Genomic DNA, 17,742 nt, shown 5'->3' with positions numbered 1-17,742 from the left:
CTAGGAGCCCGCCGTGCGGAACCTGCGCAGGCTCACGGCGACACAGGTCGCGAAAAGCACGCCCAGGGTGAGGGCGACCACGACCAGCGGGTGCTCGCCGGGGAAGCCGCCGCCGGTGGTGGCCGGGTTGCCCCACAGGTCGCGGCAGGAGGCGATGACGGCGCTCACCGGGTTCCACTCGGCGACCGGGCGGACGGCGCCCGGCATGGACTGCGGGGCGAGGAACGCGCTGGACAGGAACGGCAGGACGACCACGATGAACGGCGCGACCACACTGATCGTCTCCACGCTGCGCAACGTCATCGCGAGGAGCACGCCGAGCCAGAGCATCGCGTACAGGAAGAGCGCGACGATCCCGAACCCGGCGAGCGTCGGAAGCACGCCGGTGTGCGAGCGCCAGCCGAGCGCGAGGCCCGCGCCCGCCGTGACCGCGAGCCCGGCGAGCCCGACGAGGAGGTCGGCGAGGGTGTAGCCGAACGGCACCGCGGATCTGCTGATCGGCAGCGAGCGGAACCGGTCGACGAGCCCGCCCCGCAGGTCCATGGCGATGGACACCGCCGTCGGCCCGACGCAGGCGAGACCGACCTGCACCGCGCCGCCCGCGAAGACGTACTCGGTGTACTCGCCGCCCGCGGGCAGCGTGATGGCGTCCCGGAAGAGATAGCCGAGCAGCACCATCGACACCAGCGGGTTGAGGACGATGCCGATGGCCCGCCCCGGTGCCCGGCGCAGCCGTCTGAGCCTGCGGCCCGCGACGGCGAGCACCTCGGTGAGCAGGGCCGCGGGGCCGGACCGCGCCGGCGGCAGTGCGGTGCCGGGCGGGCCGCCGGGGCCGGGCCGCCCGGTGGGGCGGCCCGCGGGCGGGCCCGGCTCCAGGAGGGTGGCGGTCATGACGTCTCCCGCCCGGCCGCGGCCGCGCGCTCCGACTTCGCCTGCATGCGGGCCAGTTCGGCGGCGACGAGCGGCCCGATCTCGGCGAGCGGCCCCGGGTCGAGCATGTCGTCGTGCGCGCACTCGACGCGGTGGACGGCCACTTCGCCCGTGCAGTACGGCTCCCACAGCCGTTCCTTGTCGGTCACGTCGCCCCAGGGCGAGTGCTCGGCGAGGAACAGCCGCATCCGGCCGTCGAAGGCGCCCGGCGTGTAGTCGGGGATGATCGCCTGGTGCCGGGCCATGAGCCGCAGCATCCGGCCCATGCGCTCCTCGCCGAGCCGCGCGAGCGGGTTGCCGTCGCGCCGCAGGACGTCGATGACGTCGTCGGGGGTGAGGTCGCGGTCGCCGAACTCGGAGCGGTGGTGGCCGACGCCCTCCAGGAACCAGCCGAGCATGTTCTGCTCGCCGCCCCGGTGGTCGGCCACTCCGGTACGCGGATACGAGTCGAGGTTGGCCACCAGACCCACCTCGTCCCCGCCCGCGCGCAGTCGCACGGCGATCTCGTACGCGACGATCCCGCCGAACGACCACCCGAGGAGGTGGTACGGGCCGCTGGGCCGTACGCCCTTGATGAGCCGGACGTACGCGGCGGCGATGTCCTCGATGCTGTCCGGCAGCGGTGCGCCCGCGACGACAGCGGGCGCCTGGATGCCGTACACCGGGTGCTCCGCGTCGATGTGGCGCGTGAGCGGCAGGTACGAAAGGGCGAGTCCGACGCCGCTGTGCACGCAGAACACGGGCGGGCGCGAGCCGGTCTCGCGCAGCGGAAGCACAGTCGCGAAGGGGTCCGCCTCGTCGTCCCCGGCCGCCGCGCCGATGGAGGCGATGGCGTCGGCGACGATCTGGGTGCTGCCGCGCGGGGTCGGGGCCGCGGGGGCGGGTTCCGGTGCCGGCGACTCGGCCGGTTCCGGGGTCAGTGTCGCCGCCAGGGCCCGCACGCTCTGGTGCGCGAAGACGTCCGCGATGCTGATCCTCAGCCCGGCCTTGCGTGCCTGGCTGACGAGCCGCAGCGACTTCATGCTGTCCATGCCGCCGGACACCTCGAAGAAGTTCTCCTCGACGTCGAACCGCTCGACGCCCAGGAGCCCGGCGACGATGGTGGCGAGGGTGTCCTCGGCGGAGGCGGGGAGGGGTTCCGCCTCGGGCTCCGGGGCCGCGACCGCCACGGGGGCCGCCTCGACCGCCGGGGCCACCGCGACCGCCGGGGCCACCTCGGGCTCCACGACCGTCTCGGCAGGGTCGGCCGTGTCGGCCACATCGACCGCGTCGGCCCCCACCCCCAGCCCGCTGAGCCGCACGTCCGGGTCCGCCGCCACGGCCCGCAGCACCCGCGTGAACTGCTCGACCATGCGCTCCGCCGTGGCGCGCGCGTACAGGTCGGTGCTGAAGGTGAGGAGTCCTCGCAGGCCCTCGTGGCCGGGCCAGGCGACCAGTTCGAGCAGCAGGTCGAGCTTGGCGTGGTCGGAGCCGACGTACTCGGGGCGGACCGTCAGGCCGGGCAGGTCGAGGTCCGTGACGCCCTCCGTGCGGACGCCGAGGCCGATCTGGAACAGCGGGTTGCGGCTGAGCGAGCGCGGCGGCTTGAGCGCGTCGACGACCTGGTCGAACGCCACGTCCTGGTGGGCGTACGCCGCCAGGTCGGTCTCCCGGAGCCGGTCGAGCAGCTCGCGGAAGGTGGGGTCGCCGCCGGTGTCGCCGCGCAGGACGAGGGAGTTGATGAACATGCCGACGAGGTCGTTCAGGGACTCGTCGGCGCGACCGGCCACCGAGACGCCGAGGGGGATGTCGGTGCCCGCGCCGAGCCCGGTGAGCAGGGCCGACAGGGCCGCCTGGAAGACGATGAAGTCGGTGCTGCCGGTGGACCGTGCCAACGCCGCGAGGGCGTCGGCCAGTTCGGGCTCCACGTCGAAGAGGACCACGTCGCCGTGGGACGCGCTCACCTCCGGGCGCGGGAAGTCCGTCGGCAGGTCCAGCTCGTCGGGCAGCCCCGCGAGGGCGTCCCGCCAGAAGGCCAACTGCCGCCCGGCCAGGGTCTCCGAACCCCCGTCACCGTCCCCATCGCCGCTCCCGTCGCCGTCGAGCAGCTCCCGCTGCCACACCGCGTAGTCGGCGTACTGCACCGGCAGCGGCGTCCAGCGCGGCGCGTGCCCGGCGGTGCGGGCCCGGTAGGCGGTGGCGAGGTCGTTCTGCAGGGGCTCCATCGACCAGCCGTCGAAGACGATGTGGTGCAGGACCAGGAGCAGCACGCACTCGTCGGGCCGCACCGGGAAGAGCCGGGCCCGCCAAGGGAGTTCGGCGGTGAGGTCGAAGCCCTGGTCGCCCTCGGCGGCGAGCGCGGCGGCGAGGTCGGCCTCCGCGACGGTGACGGCCTTCAGGTGCGGACCGCCGGTGGCCGCGTCCCGCACCTCGGGCGTGGGCACGCCGTCGGTCTCGGGGATCACCGTGCGCAGCACCTCGTGGCGCACGGCCACGTCGCCGAGTGCCTGCTGGAGCGCGGCGGTGTCGAGGCGGCCGGTGAGCCGGAAGGCAAGGAGCGTGTTGTACGAGCCGTCCTCGCGCCCTTGGCGCCGGTTGAGGAACCACTGGCGCTGCTGGCTGTACGACAGGGGCCGGTCGGCGCCCGCCGGTGCCGGGGTCAGCGGCGGCCTGGCGCTCGCCGCCGCCTCGACGTGCCCGGCGAGGGCGACGACAGTGCGGGCGTCGAAGAGGGCGCGGATGGGCAGTTCCACGCCGAGCGCGGTGCGGGCGCGGCTGACGAGGCGGGTGGCGAGCAGCGAGTGCCCGCCGATCTCGAAGAAGTCGTCGTCGATGGAGACGTGGTCGGCGCCGAGGATGTCGGCGAACAGGCCGCACAGGATGCCCTCGGTGAGGGTGCGCGGGGCGCGTCCGCGCGAGGCCGCGCCGAGTTCCGGATCGGGCAGCGCCCCGCGGTCCAGCTTGCCCTGGGCGGTCGTCGGCAGCGCGTCGAGGGCGACCACGGCCGAGGGCACCATGTAGTCGGGCAGGGCCGCGGCGAGGCGGTCGCGCAGGGCGGTGGTGTCGACGGCGCCGACCCCCGCACCCGTACCGGAGGCGACACCCGCACCGGAAGCGGCACCCGCCCCGGACACCGTGCCCGGCCCGGCAACCGATCCCGGCCCGGAAGCCACCACGTACGACACGAGCCTCCGCTCCCCCGCGGCGTCCTCCCGCACCACCGTGACCGCCTGTTCCACGCCCGCCTGGGCGAGCAGCGCCGAGGAGATCTCGCCCAGTTCGACGCGGATGCCGCGCAGCTGGACCTGGTCGTCGACGCGGTCGAGGTAGTCGAGTTCGCCGTTCGGCAGCCAGCGCACGAGGTCGCCGGTGCGGTACATGCGCTCGCCCGCGGGGCCGTAGGGGTCGGCGACGAAGCGTTCGGCGGTGAGGCCGGGCCGGTCGAGGTAGCCGCGGGCGAGGCCGCCGCCGACGTACAGCTCGCCGGGGACACCGGGCGGGGTGGGCCTGAGGTCGCGGTCGAGGACGTACACGCGGTGGGCGTTGGTGGGGCGGCCGATCGGCGGGCGGCCGGAGGCGGCGAGGGGGCCGCTGACCGTGCAGCCGACGACGGCCTCGGTCGGCCCGTATCCGTTGAACATCTTCACCGACCCGGCCCAGCGCTGGACGACCTCCGCGGGCACGGCCTCGCCGGTGCCGACGAGGCGCAGGTCGGCGGGGAGCGTCGCGCCCTCGGGGAGCGCGCCGAGGACGACGGGCGGCAGGGCTACGAGGTTGATGCGGGCGCTGTTGATCAGGTCGACCAGGGGCCACCCCGGGGTGCGGCACTCCTCGTCGGCGATGACGAGCGTGCCGCCGGGGAGCAGCGCCAGCATGATCCCGAAGATGGACGCGTCGAAGCTGAACGACGCGAACTGCAACACCCGTGTGTCGGCGTCGAGTTCGAAGCGGTCGGAGAGGCTGTCGACCATCGCGAGCAGCCCGGTGTGCGCCACGACGACGCCCTTGGGGCGGCCGGTGGAGCCGGAGGTGTAGATGATGTACGCCGGGTGCCGAGGCCGCAGCGGGGTGGTCCGGTCGGCGTCGGTGAGGTCGGCGGCGTCGAGGCCGGCGAGGCGCGCGGCCGTCTCCGGGGCGTCGAGCAGGACCAGGCGGGTCGTGGCGCCGGCGTGCGCGCCGACCGTCTCGGGGAGTCCGGCGGGCCGGTCGGCGAGGGCGCTGTCGGTGAGGAACACCGTGGGCCGGGCGTCCGCGACCATGTAGCCGACGCGGTCCGCGGGGTACTCGGAGTCGACCGGTACGTAGGCGGCGCCCGCCTTGATCGCCGCGAGGGCCGCGACGAGCAGGTCGGGGGTGCGCGGCAGCATCACCGCGACGGCACGCTCGGGTCCGGCGCCGAGCTCGACGAGCAGCCGCGCGAGCCGGTTGGCGCGGGCGTTGAGGTCGGCGTACGACACCTCCTGCTCACGCAGGACGACGGCGGTCTTGTCGGGGGTCTCCGCGGTCCGCGCCTGGAACACGTCGGTGGCGAGGCCCCCGCGCTCCGGCCGCGCCCCGCCGCTGCCCGACCAGTCGCCGAGCACCTGGCGCAGCTCGTCCTCGCCGAGCGCGTCGAGGCGGCCGAGGGGGACGCCGGGCGCGGCGGCGAGCTGTTCGAGGACGCGGGTGAAGCGGCGTACGAACACGGCGACTTCGTCGGCGTCGAAGATGTCCGGGCGGAACTGGGCCTCCAGGCGCATCCGGTGGCCCTCGACCGGGAACACGCCCATCGCCAGGGGGTACTCGGCGACGACGCGGGCGTTCCAGGCGCGCGTGGACAGGCCGGGGACGTGCTCGCCGAGGGTGTCGAGGGCGCCGGACGGGTAGTTGTGGAAGCTGACGACGGTGTCGAACAGCTCGCCCGCGCCCGCGCCCTGCTGGACGTCAGCGAGACCGAGGTGCTGGTGCGGCTCCAGGGCGAGTTGGCGGTCCTGGAGGTCGGTGAGCATCGCCTCGAACGGCACGGACGGGTCGAGCGTCACGCGCACCGGCAGGGTGTGCATGAACGCGCCGACGATCCGCTCCACATCCGGCAGGTCCGCCGGACGCCCGGACGCCACCGCGCCGAACGTGACGTCGCGCCGCCCGGTGAGGCGGCCGAGCGCGACGGCCCAGCAGCCCTGCATGACGGTGTTCAGGGTCAGGCCGCGCGTGTGCGCCCACGCGGAGACGGCGGCGGTCAGCTTCTCGGGCAGCTCGGCCGTCAGCGTCCCGGGCAGCACGGACACCCGCGGCCGGTCGGCCGGGCCGAGCCGCGTCGGCTCGTCGATCCCGGCGAGTTCCTTCTGCCAGGCCTCCCGCGCGGCGGCCTTGTCCTGCGCGGCCGCCCACTCCAAGTAGGCGCTCACAGGGGCGATTTCGGGGAGTACGGAGGTGTCGGCGCCGTTGGCCCACAGCGTCACCAGCTCGCTCGCGAGGACGGCCGACAGGGACCAGCCGTCGACGAGCATGTGGTGGGTGGTCCACACGACGCGGTGCCGCTCGGCGCCCGCGCGGTAGACGGTGAAGCGGGTCAGCGGGCCCTCGGTGACGTCGAAGCGGCGCAGCCACTCCTCGTCGGTGCGCCGGGCCAGCTCGGCCTCCACCGCGTCGGCGGCCACGTCCGTCAGGTCCACCTCGGCCCACGGCACGTCGACCGCGCCGGGGATCAGCTGGACGGGGTCGCCCGCGTCCCGTTCCCGGAAGCGGGCGCGCAGGCCGGGGTGGCGGGCCACGAGGGCGGTGGCGGCGGCGCGCAGGGCGGCGGGCTCCAGGGGTCCTTCGACGTCGAGGACGACCTGGAGGGTGTAGGCGTCCATGCCGTGCCGGTCGAACTCGGCCTGGAACAGCAGGCCGCGCTGGAGCGGCGACAGCGGCAGGATGTCGTCGAGGCGCGCGCACTCGCTCTCGTACGCCTCGATCTCGCGCTGGGAGACGGTGACGAGCGGGAACTCCGACGGGGTGCGGCCCCCTGCGTCCGGCCGCTCCGCGTGCGCGGCGAGCGCCCCGAGCGCGCGGAACCAGCCGTCGGCGAGCGCCCGCACGTCGTCCTCGGCGAGCAGCGCGCCCGCCCAGGTCCACTCGGCCACGAGCACCGGCCCCTCCGGGCGGTCCTCGGTCAGGGAGACCAGCTCCAGGGCGTGCCGCAGCGGCGTTCCGGGGGCCGCGCCGAGGCCGAACGTCCCGGCGCGCATGGTCCAGTCGCGGTGCTCGCCGACGGTGAAGCGGCCCAGGTAGTTGAAGCCGACGCGCGGGGTGGCGGCGCGGGCGAGGACGGCGGCGGTCTGCGGGTTGAGGTGGCGCAGCAGGCCGTGGCCGAAGCCGTGGTCAGGCAGGGCGCGCAGGGTCTCCTTGACGCGCTTGAGGGCGGCGGCGCAGGCGGGACCGCCCGCGTACAGGTCGGCCCAGTCGGCGTCGTCGAGGTCGCCCAGGTCGAGGGCGACGGGGAAGACGCTGGTGAACCAGCCGACGGTACGGGACAGATCGACGTCCTCTACGCCTGCGAACTGCTCGCGCCCGTGCCCCTCCAGCTCCACGAGCGCACGCCCTGCCGGGGTCCCCCGGCGCCGGGCCCGGTCGGCGAGAGCCAGCGCGAGGCCGGTCAGGAGCACCTCGTTGACCTCGGTGCCGAAGGCCGCGGGCAGCCGGGTGAGCAGCGCGCGCGTCTGCTCCGCGGACAGCTCGACCCGGAGCCCGCCCGCGGTGGCACGCGTGTCGGTACCGGGGTCGAGGGGGCGGTCGCCGAGGGCGTCGGCGCCCGGGTCCGACCGGGCGGTCCACAGGGGGAGTTCGGCGACGCGGCTCGCACTGCGGGCCTCGTCGGCGAGGAGGGTCGCCCAGCGGCGGTAGGAGGTGACGACGGGGTCGAGCCGGGGCACGCGCCCCGCGGCGAGCGCGGTGTACGCGGCCTCCAGGTCGGGCAGCAGGATCCGCCAGGAGACGCCGTCGACGGCGAGGTGGTGGATGACGAGGAGAAGCCCGGGGGCACCCGCGTCGGGGGTGGCACCGGGGCCGGCCTCGCGACCAGCACCGTGTCCGGCGCCGCGTCCGGCCTCCCGCTCGGCCCCGCCCGCTCCCCCACCCTCCAGCAGCACCGCCTGGACCATCACCCCGTCCTCCGGACGCAGTCGCGCCCGCGCCGCCGCCACCTGCTCGGTGAGCGCCGCGTCCGGGTCGGACGTCGGGGCGACGGTGACCCGGCTGAGGACGTCGGCCGCGGCCACCGCGCCCTGCGGGAGCGTCTGGAGGGACCAGAGCCCGGCCACCGGTACGCCGAGGCGCAGGCGCAGTGCGTCGTGGTGGTCGAGTACCGCCTGGAGGGCGTGCTCCAGGGTGGCGGCGGACACGTCAGCGGGCAGGGAGACCGTGACGTACTGGCTGAACTCGCGCGTGGCGTCCGGGAGTTGGGAGACCTCTTCGCGGAGCTGGTCGACGATCGGGGTGAGGGCGACCTCGCCGACCCCGTCCGCGACGGCGACCGGCTTGGTGGCGGCGTGCCCGGCCACGGCCGCGATGGCCGCCGCCGTCCGGTGCTTGAACACGTCGCGGGCGGTGACGACGAGGCCCGCGCGACGGGCGCCGCTGACCACCTGGAGGGAGCTGATGCTGTCGCCGCCCAGCTCGAAGAAGCTGTCGTCGGGGCCCACTTCGGGGAGGCCGAGGACGTCGGCGAGGACGGTGCGCAGGATCCGCTCCGCCTCGGGGCGCGCCCCGCCGCCCGCGCTCCCGGTAACCGTGCCGCCGGAAGCCACCCCGCCCATGGGCGCCCCGCCGGCAGCCGCCCCCTCGGTCTGCTCCCAGCGCGGCGCGGGCAGCGCCTTGCGGTCGACCTTGCCGTGGGCGGTGAGCGGGAGTTCGTCGAGGGTCAGGAGGACGGAGGGGACGAGGGCCCCGGGCAGTCGCGCGGCGAGCGCGGCGCGCAGCTCGCCCGGTCCGGGGGCCGAGCCGTCGCCCGCCGCCTCCGTGACCACGTAGCCGACGAGCCGCCGCTGCCCCGCCGGGTCCGTGACGGCCGCGGCGACCGCCTCGGTCACCCCGTCCAGGGCGCGCAGGCCCGCCTCCACCTCGCCCAGCTCGACGCGCTGGCCGCGGATCTTCACCTGGTGGTCGCGGCGCCCGACGAAGGCGAGTTGCCCGTCCGGGCGCAGCACCACCTGGTCGCCGGTGCGGTACATCCGGGAGCCGTCGGCGGCGAACGGGTCGGGCACGAAGGTGACGGCGGTGCGCCCCGGGTCGCCGAGGTAGCCGCGGCCGACTCCCCGGCCCGCGATGAACAGTTCGCCGGGCAGCCCGCGCGGCACCGGCCGCAGGTCGTCCCCGAGGACGTACAGGCGGGTGTTGCGCAGCGGCCGTCCGATCGGCACGACCGGGGTGTCGAGGTCGGCGGCGGAGCGGACGTAGGCGTGCGTGACGTCGTCGGAGCACTCGGTGGGACCGTAGAGGTTGGCGAGCGGGACGCCGGGGTGCCGGTCGAACCAGCGCGCGCACAGGTCGGCGGGCAGTGCCTCGCCGTTGGAGATCATCCAGCGCAGCGCGGGCAGCCCGGGCGCGTCCCCGGCGGCGTCCCACACGTCGAGGGCCGCGCGCAGCAGGGACGGTACGACTTCGAGGACGGTCAGGCGCTCCTCGGCGATGACGCGGAACAGCGCGTCGGGGTCGGCGAGGTCGAGGCGGTTCACGGCCCGGACCCGGCCGCCGACGAGCAGCGTGGTGAGGGTCTGCCAGACGGTGACGTCGAAGGTGACGGGCGCGTTGTGGACGAGCGCGTCCGCCGCGTCGAGGCCGAACTCCTCGACCTTGGCGAGCATGTGGTTGACCATGCCGCCGCGCTGCACCATCGCGCCCTTGGGGCGTCCGGTGGAACCGGAGGTGTGGATGACGTACGCGAGGTCGTCGGGGCCGCCGATGACGGGCGCGAGCGCGGTGTCCGGGTCGCTGGTGCCGTCGAGCACGTGGACGGGCAGGGGGCCGCCGGGCAGGTCGGCGGTCAGGTGCTCGGCGAGGGCACGGTGGTGGGCGTCGGTGAGGACGAGGGCAGCGCCCGCGTCGCGCAGGAGCGCGGTGAGGCGGGGCAGCGGGGCGCCGGGGTCGAGCGGCATGAAGGCGCGTCCGGCGCCGAGGACGGCGACCTCGGCGGTGACGAAGTCGCGGCCGGGCTCGGTGAGGATCGCGACGGGGCCCGTCGGAGCGGGTGCGCTTGTCGGCGCGGATGCACCTGTCGGTGCCGGTACGCCTGTCGGTGCCGGTACGCCTCCCGGCAGCAGCGCGGCGCCCGCCAGCGGCACGGCCCTCGTCAGAACGCGGGACACGGCACTCGCCCGCCCCACGAGCCCCGCGTAGTCCAGGCTGCCGCCGTCGTCGGTGACGGCCACGGCGTCCGGGGTCTCGGCGGCGCGCTGCCGGATCCGCTCCACGACGCCCAGGTACGGGGTCGCGCGGACCGGCCCGGTCAGGTCGGCGTCGCTCTCGCCGGGGGCGGCGAGGTCGAGGGCGGACAGCGGGGTGTCGGGCGCGGCGGTCAGGAAGCGGTCGAGGAAGCCGGTGAAGCGGGCGAGGTGGTCGCGGATGTCGCGGGCGTCGTAGCGGGCCTCGTTGCCGCTGAGGTCGACGGCGATCCCGGCGTCGCCCTTGTCGGCGACGGTGAACTCCAGGTCGTCGACGAGGCCGGGGGACGGGGTGTGGATGGTGGCGTCGGCGGGGCCGATGGGGAGGCGCTCGACCTGCGGCAGGACGTTGACGTACGGGCCGAACGGCCTGCGGTCGTCGCTGCCGAGGCCCATGGCGCGGCGGATCAGGCTGACGCGGTGGCGCTGGTGCCTGAGGCCGTGGGACAGCGACTGGTAGGCGTCCGCGAGGAGTTCGGCGCGGGTCGTCGCGGGGTGCGCGGTCAGGCGCAGCGGGAGGCAGTTGACGACGACGCCGGGCGTGGCCTGCATGGCGGCGCCCGCGCGCGCGGTCACCGGCAGGGACAGGAGCACGTCGTCGGTGGCGGCCATGCGGGCGGTGTACGCGCCGATCGCGGCGACGAGCGCGGTCTGCCAGGTCACCCGGGCCTCCCAGGCCACGGCCCGCAGCCGCTCGGCGACGTCGGCGTCGAGGACGGCCACGTCCCGCAGGAACGTCTGGCCGGGCGGCACGTCGCGCGCGGCGAGGCTGACCAGCGGCGGCCGGGCGCCGTCGGCGAACCGCGCCTGCCAGTACGCGCGGTCGCGGTCGGCCCGCGCCGAACCCGCGTACGCCGCCTCGGCGTCGACCAGGGTCCGCAGCGGCGCGAAGGCGCCCTCGGTCGGCGGCGTACCGGCGAGCAGCGCCTCGTAGATCGCCGCGAGCCGCCGCCACAGCAGCACGACGCTGAAGCCGTCCGTGACGAGGTGATGGCTGACCAGGCAGAAGAAGGCGCGGTCCGGGCCGAGCGCGAACAGGCTCAGGCGGAACAGCGGGACGTGCGCGGCGGCCGTCACCGGGAACGCGGTGCGCAGGTCGGCGTCGATGGCGGCGCGGGCGGCGGCCTCCGGGTCGTCGGCGCCGCTGACATCGTTGACCGTCAGGGGCAGCCGGTCGAGCTCCTCGACGAACTGCCGGGGCCGGCCCTCGGCGTCCTCGGCGAACCGCACCCGCAGGCACTCGGCCTCGGCGGTGAGCCGCTCCAGGGCCGCCCGGAAGAGACCGGCGTCCAGGGGGCCGCGGATGTCCCAGTAGGCGGCGGTGTTGTAGGTCGCGCCGCCGCCGGACAGCTGCTCGTCGAACCAGATGTCCTGCTGGCCGGCGGTGAGCGGAAGGCCCTCCGGCGCCGGGTGGTCCGTCGATATGTGGGTCATAGCAATCCCCTAGCGAAGGTCACTGATGTCACAGCCTCGATCGTCGGAAAACCGCGCTGACAGCGGGCTGATGGCGGTCTGACGCCGGTCCTGCGGAAGGCCCGGCGAGGGCCTGGCGGAAGGTCCGGCAGAAGGCCCGGCGGAAGGTTCTGGGCATGCCGGGAGCGCCGCCGGAGCGTGGCTCCGGCGGCATCCTGAGGGCGCGTCGTCCCGGTGGCGACGCTTCAGACGACGAGTCCGCCGTCGACCCCGAAGACCTGCCCCGTGATGTACGAGGCCCGGTCGGAGGCGAGGAAGGACACGAGGTCGGCGACCTCCTGGGGGCGGCCGAAGCGGCCCAGCGGGATGCGCTCGGTCATCCTGCGCACGTGGTCGTCGGAGAGTTCGGAGAGCATGTCGGTCACGATGAAGCCGGGGGCGACGGCGTTGGCGCGGATGCCGTAGCGCCCCGACTCCTTGGCGAGGGCCTTGGTGAAGCCGATGATCCCGGCCTTGGTGGCCGAGTAGTTGGTCTGCGTCGCGTTGCCGTACACCCCGGCGACCGACGACAGCGTGATCACGGAGCCGGTGCGGCGTTTCATCATCGCGAACACGGCCGCCTTGCACAGGTGGTACGTCCCGTCGAGGTTGACGCGGACCACCTGGTCCCAGTCCTCGGGCGAGAGCATGACCAGGGGGTTGTCGCGGACGATGCCCGCGCAGGACACCACGGTGTGCAGGGGGCCGAGTTCCCGCTCGGCGCCGCGCACGAAGTCGCGTACGGCCTCGTGGTCGGCGACGTCGGCGCGCGCGGTGTGCACGCGCGCCCCCGCGGCCGTCGCGGCCTCGACGACGGCGTCGGCGGCCTCCTTGTTGGACTGGTAGCAGAAGGCGACGTCGTATCCGTCCTGGGCGAGCCGGATCACCACGTGCCGCCCGATGCCCCGCGAGCCCCCGGTGACCAGGGCCACGCGCCGTTCGGTTGCGGACATGCTGCTTCTCCTCTGGTCGGGGGAATGTCAGCCCGTCCGGCGTTTGAGGACGAGGCCGTTCAGGCCGATCGGGGGTCCGGGGCGGAGCCCCCAGGGACGGCACCGGGGCGGCGGCCACCGGAACGCGGGGTCACGCACCACCAAGCAGGGCGCAGCCCACCGTGCCGTCGCGCTCGACCCCGGTGACCAGCGCCACCTCACCAGGCCGGAGGCCCCGCTCCCCCGCGGCGGCGAGCACGGCGGCGATCTGCAGACAGGTGGCGGCGGCCGAGGTGTCACCGAGCAGCGCGCTCACCCGCAGCCACCGGGGCCGGGCGTCGCCGAGCGCGTCGCCGACGGCCCGCTCCTCCTGCACGGCGAGCGGCCCGCCGAGGCCGAGGGGCGCGACGAGACGTACCGCGTCGGCGCCGACCCCCGCCGATTCGAGGGCGCCGCGCACACAGGCGGCGAGCGCCTGCCGGGCGTCGTCCGGGGAGTGGTGGGCGCGGAAGCGGGTGGCGAGGATCCGGGCGAGCGGCCCGCGCCCGGCGGCGCGCGCGTCGGCGGCGGGCTCCACCAGGAACACGGCGCCGCCCTCGCCGAGCGGCACGTCCCGCTCGGCCTCGCCGCGGCCGTGCCACTCCAGCCAGGCGCGCTGCGTGGAGTACTCCTCGGCGGCCCCGCACAGGACACGGGCGCAGTGCCCGCCCTTGTGCAGCCTGAGGGCGTAGCTGAGGGCGAGCAGGCCGGTCAGGGCGCCGCCCGCGACGGTGGTGTTGGGGCCCTTGATGCCGTGCCGGATGGCGCTCTGCCCGGTCGCGCGGTTCATCACGGTGCTGGGGAACCGGGCCGGGTCGACGTGGTAGGGCCGCTCACCCGTCAGCGAGTCGCGGGTGAAGTCCATGATGCTCTGTACGCTGCCGGATCCGGTGCCGAGCACCAGGCCGACCTCGTCGGGCCGTTCGGTGAGGCCCTCGCCGCACGCGGCGATGAGGCGGCCCACGGCGGTGACGGCGATCGCCGTCTCCCGGTCCATGGTCCGGGTGCCTTTCTTGCCGACGTACTCGGCCGCGCTGAAGTCCGGGACGATCCCGCCGCGCGTGAACGGGCCGGGGTGCGTCTCGCGGTCCAGGACAGCGACGGCCTCGCGCCCGGAGGTGATGCCCGCGCGGAACGGCTCGGCGCCCACGCCGTAGGGGGTGACCGCCGACCAGGCGGACAGGACGAGGTCGTTCATCGCGCGGCCTCCCGGTGGTGCCGGCCGAGGATCAGGACGGCGTTGTTGCCCGCGAACGCGAGCGCGTTGTTCTGCACCACGGTCAGCTCGGCGGGGCGCGCCTCGTTGGGTACGCAGTCCAGGCCGCACTCGGGGTCGGTCTCGCCGTGGTTGACGGTGGGCGGGATGAAGCCCTCGGTGAGGGCGAGGGCGCAGGCGGCGGAGGCGAGCGCGCTGGCCGCCCCCATGGAGTGGCCGATCATCGACTTGATGGAGACGGTGGGCGGCGGGGTCGCGAAGACCTGCCGGATGGCGCCGGTCTCGGTGACGTCGTTGGCGCGGGTGCCGGTGCCGTGGGCGGAGATGAAGTCGATGTCGTCGGGCTTCACCCCGGCGTTGCGGTGGGCGACCTCCATGCAGCGGGCCAGGGAGTCCTGGTCGGGGGCGACGGGGTGGTGGGCGTCGCAGTTGAGGCCGTAGCCGAGGACCTCGGCGTAGATCCGGGCGCCGCGGGCGAGCGCGGAGTCCAGGCTCTCCATCAGCAGGATGCCCGCGCCCTCGCCGGTGAGGATGCCCTTGCGGTCCTTGTCGAAGGGCTGGCAGACCTCGGGGGCGACGGTGCCGAGGCGGTAGAAGCCGACGAAGTTCTTGCGGCACACCGCGTCCGCGCCGCCGCACAGCGCCACGTCGACGTCGCCGTCGCGGATGGCGTCGAAGCCGTTGCCGATGGCGTAGTTCCCGGCGGCGCAGGCGGTGGGGATGGTCAGCGCCTCGACGTCGGTGAGGCCGAGCTCGCGGACGATGCCGGTGGAGAGCCGCCCGGCCTGGGCGCGGCGCGCCACGACCGGGTCCAGGTGCTCGGGCCCTGCGGCCAGTTGAGCGGCGGTGAGCGTGTCCAGGTCGCGGGTCTCGGCGTCGGTGGTGCCGACGGAGACCAGGGACCTGCGGGCCCGCAGCTCGCCCTGGCTCAGGCCCGCGTCGGCGACGGCCATGCCCGCGGCGGCCACCGCGAACTGGGTGGCCCGGCCGAGCGTGTCCGGGTCGATGTGGTGGATCCAGCGGGCGGGGTCGAAGTCGTCGACCTCGCAGCCGTTGGCGTGTGCGAATCCCGTGGTGTCGAAGCCCGTGATGGGCTTGACGCCGCCCCGGCCGGATCGCAGCCCGTCGAGAAACGCGGCGACGCCCAGTCCGATGCTGGTGACCGTCCCGAGGCCGGTGATCACCACGCGGCGCGGTCGCTGCTCCTTGTCGTGCACCATGCCCTCCAGTCGTCGATGGCCGAGGTCCGCGGGCGGGGCGGCTAGGCGCGGGCCGCGACGGAGTCGGCGACCACGGCGACGATGCCGTCGAGGTGGACCATGCGGGGCAGGTCGGCCTGGTCGATGTCGACGCCGAAGGCACGCTCCAGCTGGGAGAGGATCTCGATGGCGGCCATCGAGTCCGCGTCGTGCTCCTCCTTGAACAGGCTGGTGTCGGTCAGCTCGTCCGGCTCGATCTCGAGGATCGCGCAGACGATGTCCTTGATCTTCGCGCGGTCCACCGCGGCGACTTCCTTGGCTGTGGTCATGCCGACGATGCTGGCGAACGGCCCCTGACAGCTGGCTGATTTACGGCTGACGCACCGGTGCGCCGGGGGTTCGGAACCCATCGCTCCATGAAACGGCGCAGCCCCCGCGCCGCCGGTCGTGGCGGTGCGGGGGCTGACACGTGTACCTCTGCGACCTCTGCCGGATGAACGTTCCGGCAGCGCGCGGCTCCTAGGACGTCGACGTCGATGTCGGCGACGTCGGCGCCGTGAAGCCGTTCAACTCCAGGAAGTCCCGGGGGTGTTCGACGATCCAGTGCCAGTAGCCGGGGACCGTACGGGCGTACTCGCCGTAGTACTGGCGGACGGTGTCGACCAGCTTGCGCAGGGTCTCGCGGGGCACCGCGCCGCTGCGCCACACCAGCAGCATCTCGACGCGCTCGGGCCCGGTGAGCGGCACCAGGCGCACATCCGTGGTGGCGCCGGTGGGCGGGGTGAGGGCGGCGACGCCGAGGTCGCGCACCCAGTTCATCGCCTCGCGGTGCCCGTCGACGCGGTGCAGGATCTCCAGGTCCGGGTGGTCGAAGGCGGCGAACAACTGCCGTTCGATGGCGTGGAACCAGTGGTCCTGCGAGTACCGGACCCAGCCGAGCGTGGCGAGTTCGCCGGGCTCCAGGCTGTAGCGCCCGGCGAGCGGGTGCTGCAACGGCAGGGCGAGCCACACGGGTTCGCGGACGATCAGCATCTTGCCGAGCGCCGGTTCGGGCCCCTCGGCCGCCTCGGCGACGGTGATGCTGGGGACGAGGGCGGCGGTGAGCGTGCCGCTCTGGACGCCCTCGACCGCGGTCGCCGGGTCCATCGTGACGGTCTGCAACTCGACGGCGGGCAACGCCGACTGGAGCGCGCCGCGCAGGGTCGGCGGCGTCCACTCCATGTTCCCGAACCGCAGCGGACCCGAGGTGGGCGCGGCCGCCGCGGCCATCACCTCTTCCGCGCGTTTGACCAGGTCGGACAGCATGGGGATGAGCCGCTCACCGAGTGCGGTGCGGGTCACCCCGGCGCGGGACCGGATGAACAGGTCCCCGCCCACTGCCCTTTCGATCCTGCGTAACTGTGCGGTGAGACTGGGCTGCGGCAGATTGAGCTCGCCTGCCCCCTTTGAAATGCTCCCGGCAGCGTCGATTGTGGCCACTATCCGGGCGTGGCGCAGCTCTATGTCCAAGTCCCCGTAACCCCCTGAAGGCAAATCCCCCGAACGCCTCACGGAAGTTGTTGAAGACGTGCACGTGAACTGGAACGACCGCATGCGAGACGCCCAAGAACCTTAACCAAGCGGGGCGTTGACTGTCTACCGATCATCGCGTTAACAGCCCCGGGGTGAACGGAAGTTCACGGCGTTCAGGCCATACCCACAGGATTGGCCGAGGATCCCGTTTGAGGGTAATTCGTCAGGATGTCTGCCCCATGTAAGCGAGCGCCTGGCGGGGTTCCCCGAGGCCCTCGTCCTGCTGGAGGATCGCCTGGTAGACGCGGTGCAGGGCGCGGCCGGGCTCCAGACCCAGATCGCTGGCGAGGCGCTGGCGCGCTCCGTGGAACACCTCAAGGGCCTCGGCCTGTCGTCCGTCACGGTAGAGGGCGAGCATCAGAAGTTCACTGAGCCGCTCGCGCTCGGCGTGTTCCGTGGCCAGCTGGCGCAGTTCCGTCACCGACACCCGGTGTGCCTCGACGGCCAGTTTGGCGGCGGTCAGGTCCTCGTACGCGGTGATCCTGCGCTCTTCGAGCTGGGCGGCGCTGATGCGGCAGCGCAGTCCCTCGCAGGCGTCCATCAGGGCGGGCCCGCGCCACAGGGCGAGCGCCTGCTCCAGGCGGGCGATGGCCGCGGCCGGGTCGCGGTGGACCAGGTCGGCGCCGGCGTCCGCGAGCTTCAGGAAGCGGTGGGCGTCCACCGTCTCCGGCGGTACGTCGAGCAGATATCCGCTGCCGACGGTGCGAATGAGATCGCCGCCCTTGATTCCCGTGATGGATTCCAGGTATTTGCGGAGCCGCCCCACATTGGCGTGCAGCGCGTTCCGCGCATTCGCCATCCGGCGTTCGCCCCAGAGTTCGTCCACGAGTTGGTCCGAGGAAATCGGCTCCCGCGGTGTGAGGGCGAGAACGGTGAGTACGGAACTGACGCGCCGGGACGCCATCGCGTACTGCTTGTCCTCGTGGGACAGGAAAACAGAACCAAGGATTTGAATTTCCATCGTGCCAGACCCCCGTAACGAATCGTCGGCCAGGTGGTGAGATCCATCGTGCCCCGGCGGG

8 protein-coding genes are annotated in these 17,742 nt (G+C 74.2%); all 8 read right to left on the bottom strand.

Annotated elements, in window-relative coordinates:
• Complete coding sequence (locus ACZ6AA_RS17145; protein WP_468449895.1) at positions 1 to 891, bottom strand: ABC transporter permease; 891 nt, start codon at positions 889 to 891, stop codon at positions 1 to 3.
• On the bottom strand, positions 888 to 11,744 hold the full coding sequence (locus tag ACZ6AA_RS17140; protein WP_471458680.1) for an amino acid adenylation domain-containing protein: 10,857 nt from the start codon (positions 11,742 to 11,744) through the stop codon (positions 888 to 890). Before ACZ6AA_RS17140 ends, ACZ6AA_RS17145 begins: the two co-directional genes overlap by 4 nt.
• Positions 11,745 to 11,968: 224 nt before the next feature.
• Positions 11,969 to 12,715: a 3-oxoacyl-[acyl-carrier-protein] reductase gene (gene fabG, locus ACZ6AA_RS17135; RefSeq protein ID WP_468483265.1), complete on the bottom strand. Its 747-nt coding sequence runs from the start codon at positions 12,713 to 12,715 to the stop codon at positions 11,969 to 11,971.
• 130 nt (positions 12,716 to 12,845) lie between these two features.
• Positions 12,846 to 13,931 carry a beta-ketoacyl synthase N-terminal-like domain-containing protein gene (locus ACZ6AA_RS17130; RefSeq protein WP_468483264.1) on the bottom strand — a complete coding sequence of 362 codons (1,086 nt, stop codon included), beginning with the start codon at positions 13,929 to 13,931 and terminating at the stop codon, positions 12,846 to 12,848.
• Complete coding sequence (locus ACZ6AA_RS17125) at positions 13,928 to 15,169, bottom strand: beta-ketoacyl-[acyl-carrier-protein] synthase family protein (protein WP_468449899.1); 1,242 nt, start codon at positions 15,167 to 15,169, stop codon at positions 13,928 to 13,930. Before ACZ6AA_RS17125 ends, ACZ6AA_RS17130 begins: the two co-directional genes overlap by 4 nt.
• Before the next feature lie 41 nt (positions 15,170 to 15,210).
• Positions 15,211 to 15,477, bottom strand: a complete 267-nt coding sequence (locus ACZ6AA_RS17120) for an acyl carrier protein (RefSeq protein WP_468449900.1) — start codon at positions 15,475 to 15,477, stop codon at positions 15,211 to 15,213.
• Between the two features lie 190 nt (positions 15,478 to 15,667).
• Positions 15,668 to 16,699 carry a LysR family transcriptional regulator gene (locus ACZ6AA_RS17115; protein WP_468483263.1) on the bottom strand — a complete coding sequence of 344 codons (1,032 nt, stop codon included), beginning with the start codon at positions 16,697 to 16,699 and terminating at the stop codon, positions 15,668 to 15,670.
• 184 nt (positions 16,700 to 16,883) lie between these two features.
• A complete protein-coding gene (locus ACZ6AA_RS17110; protein WP_405664174.1) occupies positions 16,884 to 17,681 on the bottom strand; it encodes an AfsR/SARP family transcriptional regulator in 798 nt (265 codons plus the stop codon).
• Between the last annotated feature and the right edge of the window lie 61 nt (positions 17,682 to 17,742).

This window comes from Streptomyces sp. NPDC040610 (assembly GCF_055594065.1).
The sequence above is the reverse complement of the archived record's forward strand: the minus strand, read 5'-3'. Positions and strand labels throughout refer to the sequence as shown.

Bases quoted from the DNA above. Each gene is read 5' to 3' on its own strand.
- ACZ6AA_RS17145 (WP_468449895.1), bottom strand. From the start codon at position 891: ATGACCGCCACCCTCCTGGAGCCGGGCCCGCCCGCGGGCCGCCCCACC.
- ACZ6AA_RS17140 (WP_471458680.1), bottom strand. From the start codon at position 11,744: ATGACCCACATATCGACGGACCACCCGGCGCCGGAGGGCCTTCCGCTC.
- fabG (WP_468483265.1), bottom strand. From the start codon at position 12,715: ATGTCCGCAACCGAACGGCGCGTGGCCCTGGTCACCGGGGGCTCGCGG.
- ACZ6AA_RS17130 (WP_468483264.1), bottom strand. From the start codon at position 13,931: ATGAACGACCTCGTCCTGTCCGCCTGGTCGGCGGTCACCCCCTACGGC.
- ACZ6AA_RS17125 (WP_468449899.1), bottom strand. From the start codon at position 15,169: ATGGTGCACGACAAGGAGCAGCGACCGCGCCGCGTGGTGATCACCGGC.
- ACZ6AA_RS17120 (WP_468449900.1), bottom strand. From the start codon at position 15,477: ATGACCACAGCCAAGGAAGTCGCCGCGGTGGACCGCGCGAAGATCAAG.
- ACZ6AA_RS17110 (WP_405664174.1), bottom strand. From the start codon at position 17,681: ATGGAAATTCAAATCCTTGGTTCTGTTTTCCTGTCCCACGAGGACAAG.